A 22,532-nucleotide genomic window follows, 5' to 3' on the forward strand; every position below is an offset into this window, starting at 1 on the left:
TGACCCTACCGGCCCTCCCGGCAAACGGAAGGCCCCCGGGGCACAGCCGATCGCTCGGTGCGCCCCGGGGGCCTCCGGGCGGCTTCCGGGTCCTGCGGACGGGACCCGGGAGCCGCCGGCGGAGCCGGACTACTTGTCCTTGCCGCCCTTGTCCTTGTCGCCGCCCGGTCCCATGGAGTCGTAGATCTCCTTGCACATGGGACAGACGGGGTACTTCTTCGGGTCCCGGCCCGGGACCCACACCTTGCCGCAGAGCGCGACGACGGGGGTGCCGTCGAGCGCGCTCGCCATGATCTTGTCCTTCTGGACGTAGTGGGCGAAGCGCTCGTGGTCGCCATCGCCGTGGGACACCTGAGGCGTCGGCTCTACCAGGGTCCCCGTGCCAGTCCCGCGGTCGGGCTCAAGAGTGCTCATGGAAGCCAGGGTACTGGCCCGCGCGCCGCTCAGTTGAGCGACGGGTCGTCCGGGTAGGTGGCGACCATCGCGAGCTCGCTGCGCTGCCGCCGCAGGACCGCCCGCCAGAGCCGCTCGGGATCGGGCGCGGAGACGTCCCCGGGCTCGGACTCGACGACGTACCAGGCCCCGCCGGTCAGCTCCTCCTCCAGCTGTCCGGGCCCCCAGCCGGCGTAGCCCGCGAAGATGCGGAGGCTGCCGAGGGCGCTGGCGAGCAGCTCGGGCGGGGTCTCCAGGTCGACCAGTCCGATCGCGCCGTGCACCCGGCGCCAGCCCAGGGGGCCGTCCTCGCCGGGGATCACGGCGATGCCGAGGGCGGAGTCGAGGGAGACGGGCCCGCCCTGGAAGACCACCCCGGGCTCGCCGGCGAGGGCGGCCCACGGCAGCAGGACCTCGCCGACCCCGACGGGGGTGGGCCGGTTGAGGACCACGCCGAGGGAGCCCGCCTCGTCGTGGTCGAGCAGCAGGACCACCGCGCGGTCGAAGTTCGGGTCCGCGAGGGCGGGGGTGGCGACGAGCAGCCGCCCTGTGAGCGAGGACACCTCGGTCATGCGGACATGATCCCGCACATTCGCCCTCCGGGGGGAGCGGGGACCCCTTCCGGCCCGTGAGCAGCGCGGGGCGCACGGCAGCAGTGGGGAGCGCGCGACCGGAGTACGCCGTCCGGGGCCGCGGAGGACGACCCTCCGCTATATCACCGGTACACAGGGTGCTGTGGCGAATTCATGACGTTCCCGTGGCCCCGTGAGCCTTACGGAACGCGGGCTCCTGGCGCTTACCCTGTTCCCTGGCCCCTGCCCACCCCTCCTCCGGAACGCGAGATTCATGACCGGCACAGTCAGTGACGACGTATTGCTTGTCCACGGCGGCACCCCGCTCGAGGGCGAGATCCGAGTCCGCGGCGCGAAGAACCTCGTGCCGAAGGCCATGGTCGCCGCGCTGCTCGGCAGTGGACCGAGCCGGCTGCGCAACGTCCCGGACATCCGCGACGTCCGCGTGGTCCGCGGTCTGCTCCAGCTGCACGGGGTGACGGTCCGTCCCGGCGACGAGCCGGGCGAGCTCGTGCTCGACCCGACCCACGTCGAGAGCGCGAACGTCGCCGACATCGATGCGCACGCGGGCTCCTCGCGCATCCCGATCCTCTTCTGCGGCCCCCTGCTGCACCGCCTCGGCCACGCCTTCATCCCGGGTCTGGGCGGCTGCGACATCGGCGGCCGGCCGATCGACTTCCACTTCGACGTGCTCCGCCAGTTCGGCGCGACCATCGAGAAGCGCGAGGGCGGCCAGTACCTGGAGGCCCCGCAGCGCCTGCGCGGCTGCAAGATCCGCCTGCCGTACCCGTCGGTCGGCTCGACCGAGCAGGTGCTCCTGACGGCCGTCCTGGCCGAGGGCGTCACCGAGCTGTCGAACGCCGCGGTGGAGCCGGAGATCGAGGACCTCATCTGCGTGCTGCAGAAGATGGGCGCCATCATCTCCATGGACACCGACCGCACCATCCGGATCACCGGTGTGGAGCGGCTCGGCGGCTACAACCACAAGGCGCTCCCGGACCGCCTGGAGGCGGCCTCCTGGGCCTCCGCGGCCCTGGCGACCGGCGGCAACATCTACGTGCGCGGCGCCCAGCAGCGCTCGATGATGACCTTCCTGAACACGTACCGGAAGGTCGGCGGCGCCTTCGAGATCGACGACGACGGCATCCGCTTCTGGCACCCGGGCGGCCCGCTGAAGGCCATCGCGCTGGAGACGGACGTGCACCCCGGCTTCCAGACCGACTGGCAGCAGCCGCTGGTCGTGGCCCTGACCCAGGCCTCCGGGCTGTCCATCGTCCACGAGACGGTGTACGAGTCCCGGCTGGGCTTCACCTCGGCCCTGAACCAGATGGGCGCGCACATCCAGCTGTACCGCGAGTGCCTGGGCGGCGGCGACTGCCGCTTCGGCCAGCGCAACTTCCTGCACTCGGCGGTCGTCTCCGGCCCCACCAAGCTGCAGGGCGCCGACCTGGTCATCCCCGACCTGCGCGGCGGCTTCTCGTACCTGATCGCGGCCCTGGCGGCCGAGGGGACCTCGCGGGTCCACGGCATCGACCTGATCAACCGCGGCTACGAGAACTTCATGGAGAAGCTCGTGGAGCTCGGCGCCAAGGTCGAGCTGCCCGGCGGGGACCTCGTCTGAGCCGGACCCGCCCGGAGGCGGCCTGACCGCCTCCCTGCACGCCGAAGGGCGGCCGCCCGTGACCGGGTGGCCGCCCTTCGGTTTTCACGGCGCCTGGCGCCGTGCTACGAGGTGCTACGCGGCCCCGGCCGCGGTACGCGACCGCGGCGGGGCCTTGGAGCCGTCGTACAAGGACTTACTTGCCCTTGGCGGCTTCCTTGAGCTTGGAGCCCGCGGAGACCTTCACGCTGTAGCCGGCCGGGATCTGGATGGGGTCGCCGGTCTGCGGGTTACGCGCGGTGCGAGCGGCACGGTGGGTGCGCTCGAAGGTCAGGAAGCCGGGGATGGTGACCTTCTCGTCGCCCTTGGCGACGACCTCGCCGATGGTCTCGGCGAGGGCGGCCAGAACGGCGTCGGCGTCCTTGCGGGTCACCTCGGCGCGCTCGGACAGAGCGGCCACCAGCTCACTGCGGTTCATGTTGTACTCCCGTGTTCAACTTGCCTTTGAGGCGTGAGATCGAAGCCGATGCTGCCAGGGCCCTAGGACAGTCCCCGGACCCGGGTCTGACGTCAGACCCTCTCGCCCGAATACGCATCCTGCCCCCACCAGCGGCGGGAAAGCCAATCCGGCACCCGCCAGGGTCACACGAAAAGCGCCACCGTCACGCCTCGGTGACACTCCGTCCGCGCCCGGCGGGACCCGGGGTCCGGCGCCGGCCGGATCCCCGCCACGGGCCGCGGAACGCGCCCGCGGAGCCCGGGGCGTCCCCGCAAACCCTAGAGGCGGTCCGGCGGGCCCGCATCCCGCGACGCGCCGGGGATCAGGCCGACGCGGGGCCCGCCGCCACGGCTCCGGCGGCCTTGGCGGCCTCGCGGACGGCACCGGCGACGGCGCCCGCGACCTTGTCGTTGAAGACCGAGGGAATGATGTAGTTCGGGTTCAGTTCGCCCTCGGTGACCACGTCGGCCAGCGCGCTCGCGGCCGCCAGCATCATGTCCGTGTTCACCGTCCGGGACTGGGCGTCGAGCAGTCCGCGGAACACGCCCGGGAAGACCAGGACGTTGTTGATCTGGTTCGGGAAGTCCGAGCGCCCGGTGGCCACAACTGCCGCCGTCTGGCGGGCGATCGCGGGCTCCACCTCGGGGTCCGGGTTCGCGAGCGCGAAGACGATGGCGCCCTCGGCCATGGCGGCCACGTCGTCGCCGTTGAGCACGTTCGGGGCCGAGACGCCGATGAACACGTCGGCGCCGACGACGGCCTCCTTGAGGGTGCCGGTGAAGCCCTCGGGGTTGGTGTTGTCGGCGATCCAGCGCAGCGGGGAGTCGGGGGCCGCGTCCACCAGGTCCTCGCGGCCGGCGTGCACGACGCCGTGGATGTCGGCGGAGACCACGTGCTTCACGCCCGCCGCCAGGAGCAGCTTCAGGATGGCCGTACCGGCGGCGCCGGCCCCGGACATGACCACCTTGACGTCCCCGATGCCCTTGCCCACCACGCGCAGGGCGTTGGTGAGGGCGGCCAGGACCACGATGGCGGTGCCGTGCTGGTCGTCGTGGAAGACGGGGATGTCGAGGGCCTCGCGCAGCCGCGCCTCGATCTCGAAGCAGCGGGGTGCGGAGATGTCCTCGAGGTTGATGCCCGCGAAGCCGGGGGCGATGGCCTTGACGATCGCGACGATCTCGTCGCTGTCCTGGGTGTCCAGGCAGATCGGCCAGGCGTCGATGCCCGCGAAGCGCTTGAAGAGGGCCGCCTTGCCCTCCATGACGGGCAGGGCGGCCATCGGGCCGATGTTGCCCAGGCCGAGCACGGCGGAGCCATCCGTCACGACTGCGACGGAGTTGCGCTTGATGGTGAGGCGGCGCGCGTCCTCGGGGTTCTCGGCGATGGCCATGCACACGCGGGCCACGCCCGGGGTGTAGATCATCGAGAGGTCGTCGCGGTTGCGGATGGGGTGCTTGGACGCCATCTCGATCTTGCCGCCGAGGTGCATGAGGAAGGTCCGGTCGGAGACCTTCCCCAGGACGACCCCGTCGATCTCGCGGAGCTGCTGGACGATCTCGTCCGCGTGCGAGGTGGAGGTCGCGGCGATGGTGACGTCGATACGGAGCTTCTCGTGACCGGATGCGGTCACGTCGAGGCCGGTGACCGAGCCACCGGAGGACTCCACGGCGGTGGTGAGCTGGGATACCGCGGTTCCGCTCGCGGGCACCTCCAGGCGGACCGTCATCGAGTACGAGACGCTGGGCGCCGTTGCCATGGCCGTGTTCCTCTTTCCCTGAACTTTTCGCTGCGCACGTTCCGGCGCGGCAGGCGCGGCGGGACGCGTTGTCCGATCGTCCCACCTACCAGCCGGTATTACGTAACCAGCTCCAAATTTCGGAAAGACTCTTCCACCATACGAGATTTCAGGAGGGGGAGGAAGGGTGCGCAGGCACAAAAAAGGTCCGCGCCCCTCCCGGAGGAGGGGCGCGGACCTGTATCAACGCCTATGACACCGACCCGCCATGCTCGCCTCGCGGCAAGTGGTCGCTCTAAGCGACGAAGGTTGGGCCCGGGGGCTTGGATCGAGCCGGTGCCGTAACCAGGCTAACAAAGGTTCGCCGGAAGCGGTCCCGTGTCCCGCCACTCGGCCAGGTCACCAGCCGGTCGGCTCAGTCCCGCAGCAGCTCCGGCACCCCGTCCGCGTCCGGCCGGTCGCGGTCCGCGGAGACCACCGTCAGCTGCTGGGTGGCGCGCGTCAGGGCCACGTACAGCACCCGCAGGCCCGCCGGGGACTCGTCCGCGATCTCCGCCGGGGAGACCACGACCGTGGCGTCGTACTCCAGGCCCTTGGCCTCCAGGCTGCCCAGGGCCACCGCCCGCGCGCCCAGGTCCGCCAGCCAGCCGGCGGCCTCCTCGCGCCGGTCCATGGCCACCACCACGCCGACCGTGCCGTCGACCTGCTCCAGCAGCCGGGCCGTCTCGGCGCGCACGGCCTCGCCGAGTCCGCCCTGCGCCGCCGTGAACCGCGGGCGCAGCCCGGTGGAGCGCACGGCCCGCGGGGACTCGGCGCCCGGCATGGCCAGGGCGAGCACCTTCGCGGCCAGCTCGGCGATCTCGGCGGGGTTGCGGTAGTTCACGGTCAGGGTGAAGCGGCGGCGGGGGCGGGTGCCCAGGGCCTCGTCCCGGGCGGCCGCGGCCTCCTGGGGGTCGGTCCACGAGGACTGGGCGGGGTCGCCCACCACGGTCCAGGTGCCGTGCCGGCCGCGGCGGCCCACCATCCGCCACTGCATCGGGGTGAGGTCCTGGGCCTCGTCCACGATCACGTGCGCGTAGTCCGTGCGCTCCGCCGCCAGCCGCTCGGCGCGCTCCCGGCGGCTCTCCTCGCGCTGCGGCATCAGCTCCTCCAGCCCGGTGAGCTGGTCCAGCGGGTCGAGCTCCCGCTTGCGCTTGGGCCGGGCGGGGGCGCCCAGCAGCATCTGGAGCTCGTCGAGCAGGGCCACGTCGTGCACGGACAGGGGGCCCTCGGCCCGGGGGCCGGCCCGGCGCAGCGAGCGGGCCAGCTGCCGGGTCTCGCGGGGGTTGAGCACCCGGCGGGACCAGCGGCCGAGCCGGCGCTCGTCGGCCATCGCGGCGAGCACCCCGCGCGGGGTGAGCTCGGGCCACCAGGCGTTCAGGAACTCGAGGAAGGAGTCCTCGGTGGAGACGTCCTCGTCGAATCCGGAGCGCAGCTCGGCGGCGAGCTCGGGGTCGGTGTGCCGGTTCGCCCCGCCGGACTTGGCCCACAGGGCGTCCAGGAGCAGCCTGCGGGCGCGCGGGCGCAGCAGGTTCACGGGGGCGGTGCCGCCGAGGACGGTCTGCCGGATCCGGTCGAGCTCGGGGGCCTCCAGCTCCTGGCGGCGGCCGAAGGCGACCACGCGCAGGGTCTCGGGGGCCGCGCCGAGCTCCAGGGCCCCGCGGACGGCCTTGCGCAGGACCTTGAGCATCCGGGAGGAGCCCTTGACGCGGGCCACGGCGGGCTCGTCGTACGCGGTGGCCTCGGCGCCGTCGACCAGGGAGCCGAGGGCGCGGATGGCGACCTGGCCCTCCTCGCCGAGGGAGGGCAGCACGCCCTCGGTGTAGGCGACGAGCAGAGGGGTGGGCGAGACGATCAGGATGCCGCCGGCGTAGCGGCGGCGGTCCTGGTAGAGGAGGTAGGCGGCGCGGTGCAGGGCGACGGCGGTCTTGCCGGTGCCGGGTCCGCCGGAGACCTCGGCGACGGAGGCGGCGGGGGCCCGGATGACGAGGTCCTGCTCGGCCTGGATGGAGGAGACGATGTCGCGCATGGTGTGGGTGCGGGCCCGGCCCAGCGCGGCCATGAGGGCGCCGTCGCCGACGGCGGGCAGCTCGGCGCCGTCGAGGTAGGCGGTGACCTCGGGGCGCATCAGGTCGTCCTCGACACCGAGCACCCTGCGCCCCTTGGAACGGATCACGCGGCGGCGCACGACGCGGCCGGGCTCCTTGGGCGTGGAGCGGTAGAAGGGGGCCGCGGCCGGCGCCCGCCAGTCGATGACGAGCGGGGAGTAGTCGGCGTCGAGGACGCCGATGCGCCCGATGCGCAGGGTCTCGGCGATATCGGCGACCGGTCCGGAGGCGCTCTCGCGGATGGCGTCCTCGGCCGGGGAGACGGAGGTGTACGCGCCGTCGGCGCCGCGCTCGCCGTCCTTGCCGAGGACGAGGTCGATGCGGCCGAAGAGGAAGTCCTCGAACTCGTTGTTGAGGCGGTTGAGGTGGATGCCGGCGCGGAAGACCTGGGCGTCGCGCTCGGCGAGCGCGCCCGGGGTCCCGACCTGGCCCCGCTGGGCCGCGTCGTTCATCAGGAACTCGGCCTCGTGGATCTTCTCCTCGAGACGCCGGTACACCTGGTCCAGATGCGCCTGCTCCACCGCGATCTCGCGATCGCGGACGGAATCTTCCGTATCTGCCGAATCTGCCGTGGTTGCGACCGTGCGATCGACGGCATCCTGCGCGGCCACCGGGGCCCCCTTCTGACGTGCATGGGCGACCGTCAACCGTACGCGACCGGAACCCGTCCCCGCACCCGCCTTACCGGCGGGCCGCGACGGCGCGCCGCCGGTGGCGGGCCACCCGCTCGCGGTTGCCGCACAGCTCGCTGGAGCACCAGCGGCGGCGCCGGCCCCGGGAGGTGTCGAGGTAGACGCGGGTGCAGCCCTCCCCCTCGCAGGAGCGCAGCAGGTCGTACTCGCCCGGGTCGGTGAGGAGTTCGACGGCGTCGCGGGCGACGGCGGCGAGCAGGGCCGCGCAGTCGGGCCCGCCGGGCAGCTCCCGTACGAGGGCCCCGTCGGCGGCCCGTACGGCGCACAGCCGCGGGGGTGCCCCGGCGGCCAGGGCGTTGACACGGGCGAGCGCGGCCTCGGCGGGGACGGCGGCGGGGGCGGTGGCCGCGGCGGGCGGGCCGGGGCGGACGAGGGCGCCGATGTCGGTGCGCAGGGTGTGGAAGCGGGGCAGCCAGCCGCCGTCCACGCGGGTGAGGGGGGTGCCGGCGGGGACGAGTCCGGCGCCGAGGAGCCAGCACCGCAGTTCGCCGGTCCCGCAGAGCCGCTCGCGCGGCCCGCCGGTCGCCAGGAGGTCCAGGCAGATGCGCCCGGAGTCGAACCACAGCCCGTACGAGCCGCTCATGCCCGCCACCGCCTCAGGGGTCCGGAGAGTGCCGTAACGCTTCTCCAGAGTGCCCCCGCGGGGCCGCGACCGGAACCCCGCCGACCGCAAGCCGCGGCGGACCGGCTGCGGATGGGCCCCCTACCGCCCGTACGCGTCCTCCGCCGGCGCGTCCAGGGAGAGCCGGTACCCGCGTTTGACCACGGTCTGGATCAGCCGGGGTGCGCCGAGGGCCGCGCGCAGCCGGGTCATGGCGGTCTCCACGGCGTGCTCGTCGCGGCCCGCGCCGGGCAGGGCCCGCAGCAGTTCGGAGCGGGGCACCACCCAGCCGGGCCGCCGGGCCAGCGCGCGCAGCAGGGCCATCCCGGCGGGCGGTACGGGCCGCAGGGCGCCGTCGACGAGGACGGCGTGCCCGCGGATCTCCATCCGGTGCCCGGCGACCGGCAGCACCCGGGTGCGGCCGGGCAGTTCGGTGCACAGCAGCGAGACCAGCGGTCCGAGCCGGAAGCGCTCCGGCTGGACGGTGGCGATCCCGTGCGCCTGGAGCGGCAGGGCGGTGACCGGGCCGACGCAGGCGGCGAGGACGTCTCCGTGCAGGGCGTCGAGCACGGCCGTCAGCAGGCCGCGCTCCCCGGCGCGGGCGAGCAGGGAGGCGGCGGCGGGGGCGGAGGTGAAGCTGACGGCGTCGAGGGCGCGGCCGGCGACGGCGTCGATCAGCCGGTCCAGCGGGGCCTGGTCCAGCGGCGGCAGCCAGCGGTAGACGGGGACGACGACGACCCCGGCGCCGGCCGCCTCCAGGGCTTCGACGAATCCGGGCAGCGGCTCCCCGTGGAGCTGGAGGGCGATGCGGCGGCCTGCGACGCCGACGGCGAGCAGCCGGTCCAGTACCTCGGCGAGGGATTCGGAGTCGGGGGACCAGGCCTCGACCAGTCCGGCGGCGCGGATGGCGCCCTTCACCTTCGGTCCGCGGGCGAGGAGTTCGGATCCGCGGAGCCGGGCGAGGAGGTCGTCGCCGATGCCCCAGCCGTCGGCGGCCTCGATCCAGCCGCGGAAGCCGATGGCGGTGGTGGCGACGACGGTGTCGGGGGCGCAGTCGATGAGCTCCTTGGTGGCGGCGAGGAGTTCGCTGTCGTCGGCGAGGGGCACGATCCGCAGCGCGGGGGCGTGCTGGACGGCGGCCCCGCGGCGCTGGAGGAGGGTGGCGAGCTCCTCCGCCCGGCGGGCCGCGGTGATGCCGACGGTGAATCCGGCCAGCGGTCCGGTGGCGGGGGCCCCGGCCGGGGCGGTCTGCGGGGCGGGCGTCCGGGCGGCGCTCCCGCCGGTGCCTGCGGTGCCGTCAGTCTCTGCCATCGTGACCTGCCTTGCGCGTGGGGGCGGTACGCCGCAGCCGAGCCTGCCAACGGGGCGTGACAGGCTCGGTTCGGCCGTATTTCGCGGCCGTTACACGTGGTCCCGGCCGGTGCGGGTGCTCACACCTCGGCGTAGCTGAGCTGCGGCTTCGCCGCGCTGTCGGGCCCCTCGGCGGGGGCGGCCACCGGCCGCCGGAGGTATACGGCCCAGGTGACCGCGCAGCAGGCGGCGTAGAAGCCGAGGAAGGTGACGAAGGCGGCGGTTCCGCTGCCGGTGCTGAGGAAGGCCTCGCGGAAGACCAGGTTGATGCCGAGTCCGCCGAGGGCGCCGACGGCCCCGATGAGGCCCATCGCGGCCCCGGACAGCCGCCGCCCGTAGGCCGCCGCGGCCTCGCCGGCCATGCCGCGGGCCACGGCCTTGGCCTGGAAGATGCCGGGGATCATCTTGTACGTGGAGCCGTTGCCGATCCCGCTGAGGACGAAGAGGGCGATGAAGCCGACGAGGAAGACCGGGAGCGACTCGCGCAGGGAGGCGGCGACGACCACGCCGGTGGCGCCCGCCATGGCCGTGAAGGTGCCGAGGGTGATCCTGGCGCCGCCGTACCGGTCGGCGAGCGAGCCGCCGACGGGCCGGATGAGCGAGCCGAGCAGCGGTCCGATGAAGGTGAGCGAGGCGGCCTGCAGCGGGGTGCGCCCGAACTGGGTCTGGAGCACGAGCCCGAAGGCGAAGCTGTAGCCGATGAAGGAGCCGAAGGTGCCGGTGTAGAGGAAGGCCATGATCCAGGTGTGGCCGTCGCGCAGGGCCTCCCTGACGGCTCCGGTGTCGTTGCGGACGGGGGCCAGGTTGTCCATCCGTACGGCGGCCAGGACGGCCGCGACCACGACGAGCGGGATGTAGGCGGCGATCAGGAGCCGCGGGTGGGCGGCGCCCGCGGTGCCGATGACGAGGAGTCCGGCGAGCTGGACCACCGGCACGCCGATGTTGCCGCCGCCTGCGTTGAGTCCGAGGGCCCAGCCCTTCTTCCGCAGCGGGAAGAAGGCGTTGATGTTGGTCATGGAGGAGGCGAAGTTGCCTCCGCCGACCCCGGTGAGGGCCGCGACCAGCAGGAAGGTCGGGTACGAGGTGCCCGGTTCCATGACCGCGAAGGCGGCCAGGCTGGGGGCGAGGAGGAGGACGGCGGCGATGACCGTCCAGTTCCGGCCGCCGAACTTGGCGACGGCGAAGGTGTAGGGGACCCGGACGAGGGCGCCGACGAAGGTCGCCGTGGCGATGAGGGTGAACTTACCGGCCGGGTCGATGCCGTACTCCGGCCCCATGAAGAGGACCATCACGGACCACAGGGACCAGATGGAGAAGCCGATGTGCTCGGAGAAGACCGAGTAGACGAGGTTGCGCCGCGCTGTCTTCGCGCCGGTCTCCGCCCAGAAGGCCTCGTCCTCGGGGTCCCACCGCTCGATCCAGCGGCCCCCCTTGCGCGCTGCGGCGGTGGTGCTCGGGGCAGTCATCTCGCGCCTCCACAGGTGTCGGGTCCGTGGAGCCCGACGCTAGGGAGCGCGCGTTTCCGGCCCGGTCCCCGGCGGGTGACCGGGGCGGAACGGTCCTCTCACCCGCCGCCGGGACCGGCTGTGAGCGGCTCGGGGGTCCAGGAGTCCCCGGGGCGGTCCAGCCAGCCGTGTGCGGCGGCCAGGGCGGCCGCGGCACGGCGCAGGGCGTCGAGCCCGGGGTGGCGCAGTCCGCGGCGCCAGACCATGGACAGCGGGGAGAGCGGGACCGGGCCGATCAGGGGGCGTTTGACGGTGGCGGGCATGTCCAGGAAGCCGACGGCGGCGAGGACGGGCTTGCCGTTCTTGGTCATGACCCGGCGGAACTCCTCCTTGCCGATGGCCAGCGGCTCGGGCGGGGCGATCCGGATGCCCCGGCCCTCGAAGAGCCGGCGGGCCAGGTCGGTCCACTCCAGGGTCCGCGGGTTCCCGGCGCCCGCGTACACGTCCTGCCCGGCGAGGGCGTCCAGGGGCACGGCCGGCTCCGCGGCCAGGGGGTGGCTCTCGGGCAGCAGCACGGCAAGCGGCTCGTACCGTACGGGCTGCCAGTCCAGCCGGGCGCGCAGGGCCGGCGCCAGCCCGCCGACCCGTCCGAAGGACACGTCGAGGCGGCCGGCGGCGATCTCGGCGGCGGCGTGGGTGAGTCCGCTCTCGAAGCGGGCCATCAGCTCCTGGTCGGGGACCAGGGTGCGGGCGTGGTCGAGGACCGTGCGGGCGGTGCCGGGGCCGTCGGTGTTGAGGTCGACGAGCAGGGCGCGGCGGGTGTCGGGGCCGCAGGCGGCGGCGAGTTCCTCGTAGGCGCGCAGCACCCGCAGGGCGTGCGGCAGCAGCCGCTCGCCGTCGGCGGTGAGCTCGACCTGGCGGGTGGTCCGGTTGAACAGCTCGGCGCCCAGCTGCCGTTCGAGGCGGCGCACATCGCGGCTGAGGGCCTGCTGGGCGACGTAGAGGCGGTGGGCGGCCCGGGTGAAGTGCAGTTCCTCGGCGACGGCGACGAACCCGCGCAGCAGGCGGGGTTCGATGTCGGGGTGCACGGAGCGCATCGGGCGAGGCTAGCAGGACTCACAACAGGGGTGCGTGAATGGGGGCGGATCAGGTGTTGGACCGGCCGGGCGGGGCGGGGCGAGGCTGGCCCCATGCCGCCGCTCCTCGCCGTCACCGGCTCCACCCTCGTGATCGCCCACACCTCCCCCGCCCCCTCCGTCTCCCCTGCCCCGCCCGCCGCTTGTCCCGCCGACGACTCCGCCGCACCGGCCGGGCCCGGAGGGCGGAGCGGGCCCTCCGGCGGGCCGGCGCGGGCGGCGCGGGTCCGGGCCCCCGGCCCGTACCGGCGCCTGTTCTCGGTCCCCGGGACCCGGGCCTTCACCGCGGGCAACCTCGTCGCCCGGCTGCCCATGGGCATGTTCGGGGTCGGCGCGGTGATGATGATCGCCGGGCAGCGGGGCTCGTACGCCCTGGCCGGGGCGGTCACCGCCACGGGCCTGGCCGCCACCGCGGTGGCCGCGCCGTGGACCGCGCGGCTGGTGGACCGGTACGGGCAGGCCAGGGTCGCGCTCCCGGCCACCGTGCTGGCGGTGCTCGGCTCCCTCTCTCTGGTGCTGTGCGTACGCACGGGGGCCCCCGACTGGACCCTCTTCGCCTCGTACGCGGCCACGGCGACCACCCCCAACATCGGCGGCCTGTCCCGGGCCCGCTGGGCCCACCTGCTGCGCGGCCGGCCGGCGTCCCTGCACACCGCCAACTCCTTCGAACAGGCCGCCGACGAGCTGTGCTTCATGCTGGGCCCGGTCGTGGCCGCCTTCCTGTGCACGGCGCTCTTCCCCGAGGCCGCCACCCTCGCCGGGGCCGTCCTGCTGCTCACGGGCATGGCCGTGTTCACCGCGCAGCGCGCCACCGAACCGCCGCCCGCACCCGGCGGAGGCCGCGGCCCGGCCCCCCTGCGGGCCCCCGGGATGCCCGGTTTGCTGGTGCTCTTCCTCGCCATGGGCATGATCTTCGGCTCGATGGAGGTGGTCTCCCTCGCCTGGCTCGACTCCCGCGGGCTGGGCGCGGGCGCGGGCCCGGTCCTGGCCCTCCAGGCCTTCGGCTCCTGCCTGGCCGGACTGCTGTACGGCACGCTGCCCCCGGCCGCCGGGCCGCAGCGGCGGCTGCTGCTGTGCGTGGCCGCGATGGCGGGGCTGATGTGCCTGCCGTACGCGGCGGCCGCCTCGGACTCGCTGCCGCTGCTGGCGGCCGCCCTGCTCGCGGCGGGCATGGCCACCGCGCCGACGCTGGTCACCGGCATGGCACTGCTCCAGCGGATGACCCCGGAGGGCCGGCTCAACGAGGGGATGACCCTGGCCGTGACGGCCCTGCTCGCCGGAGTCGCGGCCGGGGCGGCGAGCGGCGGCTGGAGCGTGGAGCACGCCGGGCCCGCGGCCGCGTACGCCCTGCCCGCGGCGGCCGGACTCCTCGCCCTCCTCGCCGCCTGCGCCCGCCTCCTGCCCCGGGGCCGCCGCACCCCGCAGCCCTCGGGCGCGCGGTAGCGCGGACGGACAGGGGTGCGGGCGCACGGACGTACGGCTTCCCGAACGCCCGCACCCCCGGCCCGGCGCACACCTGTCGCAGACACGGACGGCCGTCCGCACTCCTCCGCCCCGGCGGAGCGCACCGCGGCCCCTTCCGCACCTTCTGCTGCGCCGTGCGGACCCCGGTCACCCGCCTGCCGAGTGACCGCCCCGGCGTCGCGCCCGGCACCTCATCCCACGATCCGCTTTAACTGGTGGTGACCACCCCCGCCTTCCTCGTGGAGGAACCCCCTTGTCGTCTTTCCGCTGCGCCCCCGCGGCCCTGGTCGTCGCGGCCGTCACCGCGAGCTTCCTGGTGCCCGCCGCCCCCGCGCTCGCCGACGAGTCCAACATCCGCTTCTCCCAGCCGTACGTCCCCTCCATCGCACCCGGCACGTCCGGCCGCGTGGTGATCGTGGCGGACAACGGCTCGGGCCAGGCCCTGAGCTCCACCTTCCGGATCACCGCCCCGGAGCGGACCACCTTCCCCGAGGCCGGGGTGTCCTGGGACGGGGGCGGTGACCGCTCGGCCGTGCCCTGCACCCTCTCCCCCGACCAGCGCGCCATGACCTGCGAGGCCGCCACCCGCGCCGGGTTCGCCTTCGCCTCGGACACGCGCACCCGGCTCGGCGTGACCGTGCAGGTGGACGCGGCCGCCCCGCAGGGCACGACCCTCGGCGAGGGCGAATGGGAGACGGGGGCGGGCGCTCCGGTCCTCTTCGCGGTGTCCACCCCGGTCACCGGCCCCAAGGGCGAGGACGGCAAGGAGGGCAAGCCGGGCCACCACGGGAAGCCCGGCAAGGACGGCCAGCACGGGAAGCCGGGCAAGGAGGGGAAGCCGGGCAAGCCCGGCAAGCCCGGACCCAAGGGCGACAAGGGCGACAAGGGCGACCGCGGAGACCGCGGCGAGGCCGGGCCCCAGGGCCCGCAGGGACCGCAGGGCGACCGCGGACCGGCCGGACCGCAGGGCGACCGCGGACCGCGCGGACCCGAAGGCCCGTCCGGCGGACCGAAGGGCGACAAGGGCGACACCGGTGACCGCGGACCCGCCGGACCGCAGGGCGACCGGGGTCCGGCCGGCCCCCAGGGCGACCGCGGACCGTCCGGACCGCGCGGACCCGAGGGCCCGCAGGGCCCGGCGGGCGGCCCCAAGGGGGACAAGGGCGACAAGGGGGACAAGGGCGACCGCGGGGACACCGGCCCCCGCGGACCGCAGGGCGACCGCGGACCGCGCGGCCCGGAGGGCCCGAAGGGCCACAAGGGCGACACGGGCCCCAAGGGACACAAGGGTGACAAGGGCGACGCCGGCCCCAAGGGCCCGAAGGGCCACCCCGGTGCGAAGGGACCGAAGGGCGACACCGGCCCGAAGGGCCCGAAGGGGCACCCCGGCCCGCAGGGGCCGAAGGGCCACAAGGGTCCGAAGGGCGACACGGGCCCGCGCGGACCGCAGGGCCCCCAGGGTCCGAAGGGACCGAAGGGCGACACCGGCAAGCCCGGCGTCTGCAAGAAGTGCGGGACGGACCACAAGCCCAAGCCCCCGAAGGACTCCAAGCCGGGCAAGCCGTCGAAGCCGGCGGACAAGGCCCTGAAGGCCCGGATCACCGCCTCCGGCCACGGCCTGAACGTCCGCTCCGGCCCCGGCACCGACCACACCAGCCTGGGCAGGATCGCCCACAACACCGTGGTCCCGGTCCAGTGCAAGATCAACGGTGAGTCCGTCCAGGGCAACACCGTCTGGTACAAGCTCGCCGGCACCTCGGGCTGGATCTCGGCCCGCTACGCCGACAACCTCCACCAGATCCCGTTCTGCTGACCACCCCCCGCACATGACGAAGGCCCCGCCCCCGGAAACCGGGTGGCGGGGCCTTCGCCCACATGGGATGAGTGGAGATGGCGGGAATCGAACCCGCGTCCAACGGTGCGGAAAAAGGACTTCTCCGAGCGCAGTCCGCTATGAGTTTCTCAGCCCCGGAGATCACGCGGACAAGTCTCCGACGGGCTCAGTCACTGTTTGATTTCCCCCCTGCCCCCGTGACCGGGGCAAGGGGTTTAGATCCCTAGATGACGCCAGGATCCGGGTCGGGACCATCCCCGGGCTGACGCTCCTCACAGAGGCTTCTGTTCGTTACCTAAAAATTAGGCAGCGAGGGCGAAGCGGGAGTTATCGCTCTTGGTGTTGGCGATTATTGGTTGCGACACGTGGTTAACGAGATCATTGCCGCTTCCTCGGCTCGCTTCTCCTGTTTCGACAGCCGCTGTCGAAACCGATCATCCCCATGTTGATTTTTCAAGCTGCGCCGCTCACCAGGCGGTGCTGTGCACATCGTACGCGACGCGGACCGTGCGATGCCAAGCCCTTTTACGCGGCGCGCTGCCGGCGCCGGGCCGCGGAGATGGCGCGGTTCGTCTCACGGGTGTCCTGCTTCTCCCGCAGGGCCTGCCGCTTGTCGTACTCCTTCTTGCCCTTCGCCAGCGCGATCTCGACCTTGGCCCGGCCGTCCTTGAAGTACAGGGCGAGGGGCACGATCGTGTGGCCCGACTCCTGCGCCTTGGACTCCAGCTTGTCGATCTCGGCCCGGTGCATGAGCAGCTTGCGCTTGCGCCGCGCGCTGTGGTTCGTCCAGGTGCCCTGGGAGTACTCCGGCACGTGCACCTGGTGCAGCCAGGCCTCGTGCCCGTCGATCTGCACGAAGCCGTCGACCAGCGAGGCCCGGCCCTGCCGCAGCGACTTGACCTCGGTGCCGGTCAGCACGAGCCCGCACTCGTACGTGTCCATGATCGTGTAGTCGTGCCGCGCCTTCTTGTTCTGCGCGATCAGCTTGCGCCCTTTTTCCTTAGCCATAGTGCGGTCATTTTCGCACTACGACCCCGCCCCGAGGCCACTCAATACCGAGCGGGCCCGCTCCTCGGCCCGCTCGGCCACCGACAGGTCCGGGGCGATGCCGCTGCCGTCCAGACTGCGGCCCGCCGGGGTCCGGTACTGGCCGACCGTCAGCTCGGCCACCGAGCCGTCCGGCAGCTCCGTCGGCATCTGCACCGCCCCCTTGCCGAAGGTCCGGGTGCCGACCGTGACGGCCCGGCCGCGATCCTGGAGGGCGCCGGTGACCAGCTCGGCCGCGCTCATCGTGCCGCCGTCCACGAGGGCGACCAGCGGCCGGCCGGTGTCCCCGCCGCGCTGCGCGTACAGCGCCCGCTGGGCCCCGCGCACGTCGTACGTGGCCACCAGGCCCCCGTCGAGGAAGGCCGACGCGGCCGCGACGGCCTCGCTGACCAGCCCGCCCGGATTGCCGCGCAGGTCCAGCAGCAGCCCGCCGCCCGCCGGGGCCCGGCGCACGGCCTCGCGCACCCGCTCCCCCGAGCCCCGCGTGAAGGAGGCCACCTTGATCAGGGTCACCCCGCCGGGGAGGCTGCGGACGGTCACGGCCTCGACGCTGAGCCGCTCGCGCCGCAGGGTCTCGGTGAGGGCCCGGCCCGCCCGCTCCAGCCCGAGGACCACCGGGGTGCCCGCCTCGGCCCGCCGGGGGTCGCCGCGCAGCAGGGCCACGACGTCGGCGGGCCGCAGTCCGGCCACCCGCCGGCCGTCCACCGTGTGGAGCCGGTCCCCAGGCCGTACGCCCGCCCGGTCGGCGGGCCCGCGGGGCCGGACCTGGGCCACGGCGATCCGCCCGTCGGGGCGGGGCTCGACCCGGATCCCGACGCCGGTGTAGCTGCCGTCGAGGGCCTGCTCGAACTCGGCGTACTCGGCGGGCGCGTACACCGCGCCCCACCGGTCCCCGCTGCGGCTGACCACGTCCTGCGCGGCCTGCGTCCCCGACTTGCCGTCCGCCGCGGCCGCGGCGGCGGCGCGGGCGACGGCGGCCCGGTCGGCCGTGCGCGGGGCGCGGGGAGCGGACGGGGCGGGGAGCGAGGCGGACCCGGCGGCGGCGCTTGACGCCCCGGCGGGTGCGGCGGCCCCGGCCTGGTCCTGGCGCTCCCAGCAGCCGGTGACGGCCGCGGTGGCCAGCGTCCCGAGGAAGACGAACGTGAGAACGGCCCCGCGACGCAGATCACGGGGCCGGAGTGGAGGAGCGGGGGGACCCGGCATGGCGCCGAGTCTAGGACAAGGCCCGGCGCGGCACGGGGGGTTGCCCGTACCGCCACCGGGGTGCTTGTCACACCTTCAGGTACTTGCGCAATGCGATGAACGCGGCGACGGCCGGCATCAGCAGGCCGATCGCGAGGACCAGCGGGAGCTTGGTGACCACCGAGTCCCAGCCGATGAAGTTGATCAGCTCCAGCTTGTCCTTGAGGGCCACGCCGTTGTCGATCACGAAGTACTGGCCCGTGATCAGCATCCCGCAGGCGACGACCGCGCCGATGAGCCCGGCGAGGGCGGCCTCCATGATGAACGGCATCTGGATGTAGAAGCTGGAGGCGCCGACCAGGCGCATGATCCCGGTCTCACGCCGACGGCTGAACGCCGAGACCCGCACCGTGTTGACGATCAGCAGCAGGGCCACCACCAGCATGATCAGCATCACGACGAGCGCCGCCTTGTTCAGCACGTCGAGCAGCCCGAAGAGGTTGTCGAGGACGCTGCGCTGGTCCTGGACCGACTGCACCCCGTCGCGCCCCGCGAAGGCGGTGGTGATGACCTTGTACTTCTCCGGGTCCTTGAGCTTGACCCGGAAGGACTCCTGCATCTGGTCGGGGGTGATGGAGGCGGCCAGCGGGGTGTCGCCGAACTGCTCCTTGTAGTGCTTGTACGCCTCGTCGGCCGATTCGTACGTGACCTTCTCGACCAGGTCCATCTTCTTGAGCTCGGACTCGATCTGCTGCTTCTGCTCGGCGGTGACCGCACCCTTGGCGCAGGTGGCGCCGCCGCCCGCCTTGGCCCCGGCCTCCGCCTCGTTCTTGTTGCAGAGGTAGATCGAGACGTTGACCTTGTCGTACCAGTAGCCCTTCATCTGGCTCACCTGGTCGCGCATGAGCAGGGAGCCGCCGAACAGGGCCAGGGAAAGGGCGACGGAGATGACGACCGCGAAGGTCATGGTGAGGTTGCGGCGGAGACCGACGCCGACCTCCGACAGGACGAACTGCGCGCGCATGGCGTCTCTTCAGGCCTTTCAGTGCTGGTAGCCGTAGACGCCGCGCGACTGGTCGCGCACGAGACGGCCCTGTTCGAGTTCGATGACGCGCTTGCGCATCTGGTCGACGATCTGCTGGTCGTGGGTCGCCATGATCACCGTGGTGCCGGTCCGGTTGATCCGGTCCAGCAGCTTCATGATGCCGCCCGAGGTCTGCGGGTCGAGGTTGCCGGTGGGCTCGTCGGCGATCAGCAGGGCGGGCCGGTTGACGAAGGCGCGCGCGATGGCCACGCGCTGCTGCTCGCCGCCGGAGAGCTCGCCCGGCATCCGGTCCTCCTTGCCGCCGAGGCCGACGAGGTCCAGCACCTGGGGGACGGCCTTGCGGATCTCCCCGCGGGGTTTGCCGATCACCTCCTGGGCGAAGGCGACGTTCTGGGCGACCGTCTTGTTGGGCAGCAGGCGGAAGTCCTGGAAGACCGTGCCCAGCTGGCGCCGCATCTGCGGGACCTTCCAGTTGGAGAGTCTCGCCAGGTCCTTGCCGAGGACGTGCACCTGGCCGTGGCTCGCGCGCTCCTCGCGCAGCAGCAGCCGCAGGAAGGTGGACTTCCCGGAGCCGGAGGAGCCGACCAGGAAGACGAACTCCCCCTTGGCGATCTCCAGCGAGACGTCCCTGAGGGCGGGCCGGTTCTGCTTCGGATAGGACTTGGACACGTTGTCGAATCGGATCACGGGTGCACCACGGTCGCCGGGGATAGGTGTGCGTGACCCTACGCGAACCCGCGCGAGTAAGGCAGCCGCCGTCCACACTTGACCGATATGTCCGCGTTCCCGTACGGATCGTCCGCCGGGCCGCGCCGAATGCCCCCGAAGCTGGCACAGTGGTAGGGGGAACGGTCAGGTTCCCCCAGGCGTTGTTCCCAGGGGACGAGAGGAGGAGAGCGCATGACATATGACCGGCTCGTGTGCGCGAACTGCGCGGCACCCGTCGCCCAGGGCCGCTGCCCGGTGTGCCGGGCGAACCGGGAGCGCCTCCAGCAGGAGAGCCCCTTCGCCGGCCTGAACCCGATGGCGCTCGTTGCGCTCCTGGCGGTGCTGGTGGCCGCACTGGCCCTGGTAGCGCGGTAGGTCCGCCCGTCCGCAGGCACGCAAACCGATCGTATGGACCACAGGAAAGGGCCCGGAGCGTGAAGCTCCGGGCCCTTTCCCCTTGTCTGCGGCGGCTGCGGGGACCGCGGCGGCTGCCGGGACCGCCCTACTGGGCGGTCTCCTGCTGCTTGCGCCAGCGGATGCCCGCCTCCAGGAACCCGTCGATCTCGCCGTCGAGGACGGCCTGCGGGTTGCCGACCTCGAACTCCGTCCGCAGGTCCTTGACCATCTGGTACGGGTGCAGGACGTAGGAGCGCATCTGGTTGCCCCAGGAGCTGCCGCCGTCCTTGAGGGCGTCCATCTTGGCCTGCTCCTCCTGGCGGCGCCGCTCCAGCAGCTTGGCCTGGAGGACGTTCATGGCGCTCGCCTTGTTCTGGATCTGGGAGCGCTCGTTCTGGCAGGAGACCACGATGCCGGTCGGCAGGTGCGTGATGCGGACGGCCGAGTCCGTGGTGTTGACGCCCTGGCCGCCGGGGCCGGAGGCGCGGTACACGTCGATGCGCAGCTCGGACTCGTCGATCTCGACGTGGTCGCTGGTCTCGACGACGGGGAGCACCTCGACGCCCGCGAAGGAGGTCTGGCGGCGGCCCTGGTTGTCGAAGGGGGAGATGCGCACCAGGCGGTGCGTGCCCTGCTCGACGGAGAGGGTGCCGTAGGCGTACGGGGCCTTGACCACGAAGGTCGTGGACTTGATGCCGGCCTCTTCGGCGTACGAGGTCTCGTACACCTCGGTCGGGTAGCCGTGCCGCTCGGCCCAGCGCAGGTACATGCGCTGCAGGCGCTCGGCGAAGTCGGAGGCGTCGACGCCGCCGGCCTCGGCGCGGATGTTGACCAGCGCCTCGCGCTCGGCGTACTCGCCGGAGAGCAGGGTGCGGACCTCCATCTCGTCCAGCGCCTTGCGGACGGCGGTCAGCTCGGCCTCGGCCTCGACACGGGTGTCCGCGTCGTCCATCTCCTCGGCCAGCTCGAACATGACCCCGAGGTCGTCGATGCGGCCGCGCAGGGTCTCGGCCTTGCGGACCTCGGCCTGGAGGTGGGAAAGCTTGCTCGTGATCTTCTGGGCAGCGTCCGGGTCGTCCCACAGGGACGGGGCCGCGGCCTGCTCCTCGAGCACGGCAATGTCTGCCCTCATCTTTTCGAGGTCCAGAACGGCCTCGATCGACCCCATGGTCGAGGAGAGGGACTTCAGCTCTTCGGAAACGTCGACGACTGCCACGCCCCCAGCCTAGCTGGTCACCCGGGCGCCCCGGCCGTCACGTCCGGATCGGGGGTTGGGGGGACCGGCCCGGCGGGGCGTACCCTCGGGCTATGACCATTGCTCTCGTCAGGCGACGCCATGTGGATTTCATGCGCGTCACTGCCATGGGCTGTCTGCCGCCGGACTAGAACCAAGCGCTCTCACCACGCCTAGTTCCCACGGTCCTGTCGCGGTACCCGCGGCCCCGGCACCACCCCTGCCCAGGCCCCTCCCCTCCGCTTCCCCGACACCTCCGGGGACCAGGACCCCGTGACATCCGAAACGGAGCCGTCATGCCGTCCGCGCACCCTTCCTCCTCCGCCACCGCCGCTCCCGCCGCGCCTGAAGAAACGTCCCTGCCCGCCGCTCCCGTCCTCCCCCTGCTGGACCTCTCCCGCGCCGACGACCCGGCCCAGCGCGAGGCCTTCCGCAGGGACCTGCACGCGGCCGCCCGCGACACCGGCTTCCTCTACCTGACCGGGCACGGGGTCACCCCGGCCGAGACCGCCCGGATCCTGGACGTGACCAGGCAGTTCTTCGCCCTCCCCGAAGCCGACCGGCTCGCCGTGAGCAATCTGAACTCCCCGCACTTCCGCGGCTACACCCGCATCGGCCACGAGCTGACCGGCGGGGCCTCGGACTGGCGCGACCAGCTGGACGTGGGCGCCGAGCGGCCCGCGCCGCAGCTCGGCCCGGACGACCCGGCGTACCTGTGGCTGGAGGGCCCGAACCAGTGGCCGGAGGCGCTGCCCGAGCTGCGCACGGTGGTCCTGGACTGGCAGCAGCGGCTGGCGGCGGTCACGCACCGGCTGCTGCGGGAGCTGCTCGCCTCCATCGGGGCACCGGAGGACTTCTTCGACGCGGCCTTCGCGGACCGGCCGCACCTGCACACCAAGCTGATCCGCTACCCCGGGTCCGCCCCGACCGGCGGGGGGCAGGGCGTGGGCGCGCACAAGGACTACGGGTTCCTGACCCTGCTGCTCCAGGACTCGGTGGGCGGGCTCCAGGTGGTGAAGGACGGCGGTTTCCTCGACGTACCTCCGCTGGACGGCGCCTTCGTGGTGAACCTGGGCGAGCTGCTGGAGATCGCGACCGAGGGGTACCTGGTCGCCACGGACCACCGGGTGGTGAGCCCGCCCGGGGCCGTGGAGCGGTTCTCCGTGCCGTTCTTCTACAACCCGCGGCTGGACGCCGTCATCGAGACGGTCCCCGGGGAGTACCTGGAGCGCGCGCCCGGCGTGGCCCACGACGCCTCCAACCCGCTGCACGCGGAGTACGGGCGCAACGAGCTCAAGGGCTGGGTACGGGCCCACCCCGGCGTGGCCCGCCGCCACCACCCGGAGCTGCTGGCCCCGTAGCCGGGCGCGGGCCGCCCCGCGGCCGGGCGCGCCGGACGGGCCGGGGCTGCGG

General features: G+C 73.2%; 19 protein-coding genes and 1 other RNA gene. 5 read left to right on the forward strand and 15 right to left on the reverse strand.

What is annotated here, in order from left to right; translation table 11 throughout:
* Positions 1-129 precede the first annotated feature (129 nt).
* A complete protein-coding gene (locus ACZ7JZ_RS15290; RefSeq protein ID WP_470938535.1) occupies positions 130-414 on the reverse strand; it encodes a DUF3039 domain-containing protein in 285 nt (94 codons plus the stop codon).
* Positions 415-443: 29 nt separating this feature from the next.
* A complete protein-coding gene (locus ACZ7JZ_RS15295; RefSeq protein WP_470938538.1) occupies positions 444-1,004 on the reverse strand; it encodes a YqgE/AlgH family protein in 561 nt (186 codons plus the stop codon).
* A gap of 274 nt (positions 1,005-1,278) precedes the next feature.
* Here ACZ7JZ_RS15295 and murA point away from each other — a divergent pair, with 274 nt between their 5' ends.
* The gene (gene murA, locus ACZ7JZ_RS15300; protein WP_470938541.1) at positions 1,279-2,625 is read left to right on the forward strand and encodes a UDP-N-acetylglucosamine 1-carboxyvinyltransferase; all 1,347 of its coding nucleotides are present in this window, start codon (positions 1,279-1,281) and stop codon (positions 2,623-2,625) included.
* 175 nt (positions 2,626-2,800) lie between these two features.
* Here the strand turns inward: murA and ACZ7JZ_RS15305 are convergent, their stop codons facing one another.
* The 7 genes from ACZ7JZ_RS15305 to ACZ7JZ_RS15335 form a co-directional block, all read right to left on the reverse strand.
* Complete coding sequence (locus tag ACZ7JZ_RS15305; protein WP_030875040.1) at positions 2,801-3,082, reverse strand: HU family DNA-binding protein; 282 nt, start codon at positions 3,080-3,082, stop codon at positions 2,801-2,803.
* Between the two features lie 343 nt (positions 3,083-3,425).
* Positions 3,426-4,859 carry an NAD-dependent malic enzyme gene (locus tag ACZ7JZ_RS15310; protein WP_470938544.1) on the reverse strand — a complete coding sequence of 478 codons (1,434 nt, stop codon included), beginning with the start codon at positions 4,857-4,859 and terminating at the stop codon, positions 3,426-3,428.
* 394 nt (positions 4,860-5,253) lie between these two features.
* Entirely contained in the window at positions 5,254-7,512 is a 2,259-nt protein-coding gene (locus ACZ7JZ_RS15315; protein WP_470938698.1) for a HelD family protein, read from the reverse strand.
* A 154-nt stretch (positions 7,513-7,666) separates the two neighbouring features.
* The gene (locus ACZ7JZ_RS15320) at positions 7,667-8,260 is read right to left on the reverse strand and encodes a CGNR zinc finger domain-containing protein (protein WP_470938547.1); all 594 of its coding nucleotides are present in this window, start codon (positions 8,258-8,260) and stop codon (positions 7,667-7,669) included.
* Positions 8,261-8,380: 120 nt separating this feature from the next.
* Positions 8,381-9,589: a uroporphyrinogen-III synthase gene (locus ACZ7JZ_RS15325; RefSeq protein ID WP_470938550.1), complete on the reverse strand. Its 1,209-nt coding sequence runs from the start codon at positions 9,587-9,589 to the stop codon at positions 8,381-8,383.
* 119 nt (positions 9,590-9,708) lie between these two features.
* Positions 9,709-11,094: an MFS transporter gene (locus ACZ7JZ_RS15330; protein ID WP_470938553.1), complete on the reverse strand. Its 1,386-nt coding sequence runs from the start codon at positions 11,092-11,094 to the stop codon at positions 9,709-9,711.
* Between the two features lie 98 nt (positions 11,095-11,192).
* Positions 11,193-12,170: a LysR family transcriptional regulator gene (locus tag ACZ7JZ_RS15335; RefSeq protein ID WP_470938556.1), complete on the reverse strand. Its 978-nt coding sequence runs from the start codon at positions 12,168-12,170 to the stop codon at positions 11,193-11,195.
* A gap of 93 nt (positions 12,171-12,263) precedes the next feature.
* On the opposite strand from ACZ7JZ_RS15335, the gene ACZ7JZ_RS15340 reads away from it, so the two are divergent.
* Complete coding sequence (locus ACZ7JZ_RS15340) at positions 12,264-13,652, forward strand: MFS transporter (protein ID WP_470938559.1); 1,389 nt, start codon at positions 12,264-12,266, stop codon at positions 13,650-13,652.
* Between the two features lie 274 nt (positions 13,653-13,926).
* Positions 13,927-15,486 (forward strand): SH3 domain-containing protein, encoded by a 1,560-nt coding sequence (locus tag ACZ7JZ_RS15345; RefSeq protein ID WP_470938562.1) that lies wholly within the window; start codon positions 13,927-13,929, stop codon positions 15,484-15,486.
* Between the two features lie 69 nt (positions 15,487-15,555).
* On the opposite strand, the gene ssrA is transcribed toward ACZ7JZ_RS15345, so the two are convergent.
* The 5 genes from ssrA to ftsE form a co-directional block, all read right to left on the reverse strand.
* Positions 15,556-15,949: a transfer-messenger RNA gene (gene ssrA, locus ACZ7JZ_RS15350) on the reverse strand.
* 83 nt (positions 15,950-16,032) lie between these two features.
* Positions 16,033-16,515: an SsrA-binding protein SmpB gene (gene smpB / locus ACZ7JZ_RS15355; protein ID WP_470938565.1), complete on the reverse strand. Its 483-nt coding sequence runs from the start codon at positions 16,513-16,515 to the stop codon at positions 16,033-16,035.
* Positions 16,516-16,533: 18 nt separating this feature from the next.
* On the reverse strand, positions 16,534-17,757 hold the full coding sequence (locus ACZ7JZ_RS15360) for a S41 family peptidase (RefSeq protein WP_470938568.1): 1,224 nt from the start codon (positions 17,755-17,757) through the stop codon (positions 16,534-16,536).
* A gap of 67 nt (positions 17,758-17,824) precedes the next feature.
* On the reverse strand, positions 17,825-18,760 hold the full coding sequence (ftsX, locus tag ACZ7JZ_RS15365; RefSeq protein WP_470938571.1) for a permease-like cell division protein FtsX: 936 nt from the start codon (positions 18,758-18,760) through the stop codon (positions 17,825-17,827).
* An 18-nt stretch (positions 18,761-18,778) separates the two neighbouring features.
* Complete coding sequence (ftsE, locus tag ACZ7JZ_RS15370; protein ID WP_470938574.1) at positions 18,779-19,468, reverse strand: cell division ATP-binding protein FtsE; 690 nt, start codon at positions 19,466-19,468, stop codon at positions 18,779-18,781.
* A gap of 213 nt (positions 19,469-19,681) precedes the next feature.
* Here ftsE and ACZ7JZ_RS15375 point away from each other — a divergent pair, with 213 nt between their 5' ends.
* Positions 19,682-19,864: a hypothetical protein gene (locus ACZ7JZ_RS15375; RefSeq protein ID WP_470938577.1), complete on the forward strand. Its 183-nt coding sequence runs from the start codon at positions 19,682-19,684 to the stop codon at positions 19,862-19,864.
* Between the two features lie 127 nt (positions 19,865-19,991).
* On the opposite strand, the gene prfB is transcribed toward ACZ7JZ_RS15375, so the two are convergent.
* On the reverse strand, positions 19,992-21,101 hold the full coding sequence (prfB, locus tag ACZ7JZ_RS15380; protein WP_470938580.1) for a peptide chain release factor 2: 1,110 nt from the start codon (positions 21,099-21,101) through the stop codon (positions 19,992-19,994).
* A gap of 314 nt (positions 21,102-21,415) precedes the next feature.
* Here prfB and ACZ7JZ_RS15385 point away from each other — a divergent pair, with 314 nt between their 5' ends.
* On the forward strand, positions 21,416-22,480 hold the full coding sequence (locus tag ACZ7JZ_RS15385) for an isopenicillin N synthase family dioxygenase (protein WP_470938583.1): 1,065 nt from the start codon (positions 21,416-21,418) through the stop codon (positions 22,478-22,480).
* The last annotated feature ends 52 nt before the right edge of the window (positions 22,481-22,532 follow it).

The organism is Streptomyces sp. NPDC038213 (assembly GCF_055600495.1).

Excerpts from the sequence above, each read along its gene's own strand:
- ACZ7JZ_RS15320 (WP_470938547.1), bottom strand. The coding sequence starts at position 8,260 with ATGAGCGGCTCGTACGGGCTGTGGTTCGACTCCGGGCGCATCTGCCTG.
- ACZ7JZ_RS15360 (WP_470938568.1), bottom strand. The coding sequence starts at position 17,757 with ATGCCGGGTCCCCCCGCTCCTCCACTCCGGCCCCGTGATCTGCGTCGC.
- ACZ7JZ_RS15340 (WP_470938559.1), top strand. The coding sequence starts at position 12,264 with ATGCCGCCGCTCCTCGCCGTCACCGGCTCCACCCTCGTGATCGCCCAC.
- ACZ7JZ_RS15305 (WP_030875040.1), bottom strand. The coding sequence starts at position 3,082 with ATGAACCGCAGTGAGCTGGTGGCCGCTCTGTCCGAGCGCGCCGAGGTG.
- ftsX (WP_470938571.1), bottom strand. The coding sequence starts at position 18,760 with ATGCGCGCGCAGTTCGTCCTGTCGGAGGTCGGCGTCGGTCTCCGCCGC.
- smpB (WP_470938565.1), bottom strand. The coding sequence starts at position 16,515 with ATGGCTAAGGAAAAAGGGCGCAAGCTGATCGCGCAGAACAAGAAGGCG.
- ACZ7JZ_RS15335 (WP_470938556.1), bottom strand. The coding sequence starts at position 12,170 with ATGCGCTCCGTGCACCCCGACATCGAACCCCGCCTGCTGCGCGGGTTC.
- ACZ7JZ_RS15385 (WP_470938583.1), top strand. The coding sequence starts at position 21,416 with ATGCCGTCCGCGCACCCTTCCTCCTCCGCCACCGCCGCTCCCGCCGCG.
- ACZ7JZ_RS15330 (WP_470938553.1), bottom strand. The coding sequence starts at position 11,094 with ATGACTGCCCCGAGCACCACCGCCGCAGCGCGCAAGGGGGGCCGCTGG.
- ACZ7JZ_RS15325 (WP_470938550.1), bottom strand. The coding sequence starts at position 9,589 with ATGGCAGAGACTGACGGCACCGCAGGCACCGGCGGGAGCGCCGCCCGG.
- murA (WP_470938541.1), top strand. The coding sequence starts at position 1,279 with ATGACCGGCACAGTCAGTGACGACGTATTGCTTGTCCACGGCGGCACC.
- ACZ7JZ_RS15290 (WP_470938535.1), bottom strand. The coding sequence starts at position 414 with ATGAGCACTCTTGAGCCCGACCGCGGGACTGGCACGGGGACCCTGGTA.
- ACZ7JZ_RS15310 (WP_470938544.1), bottom strand. The coding sequence starts at position 4,859 with ATGGCAACGGCGCCCAGCGTCTCGTACTCGATGACGGTCCGCCTGGAG.
- ACZ7JZ_RS15295 (WP_470938538.1), bottom strand. The coding sequence starts at position 1,004 with ATGACCGAGGTGTCCTCGCTCACAGGGCGGCTGCTCGTCGCCACCCCC.
- ACZ7JZ_RS15375 (WP_470938577.1), top strand. The coding sequence starts at position 19,682 with ATGACATATGACCGGCTCGTGTGCGCGAACTGCGCGGCACCCGTCGCC.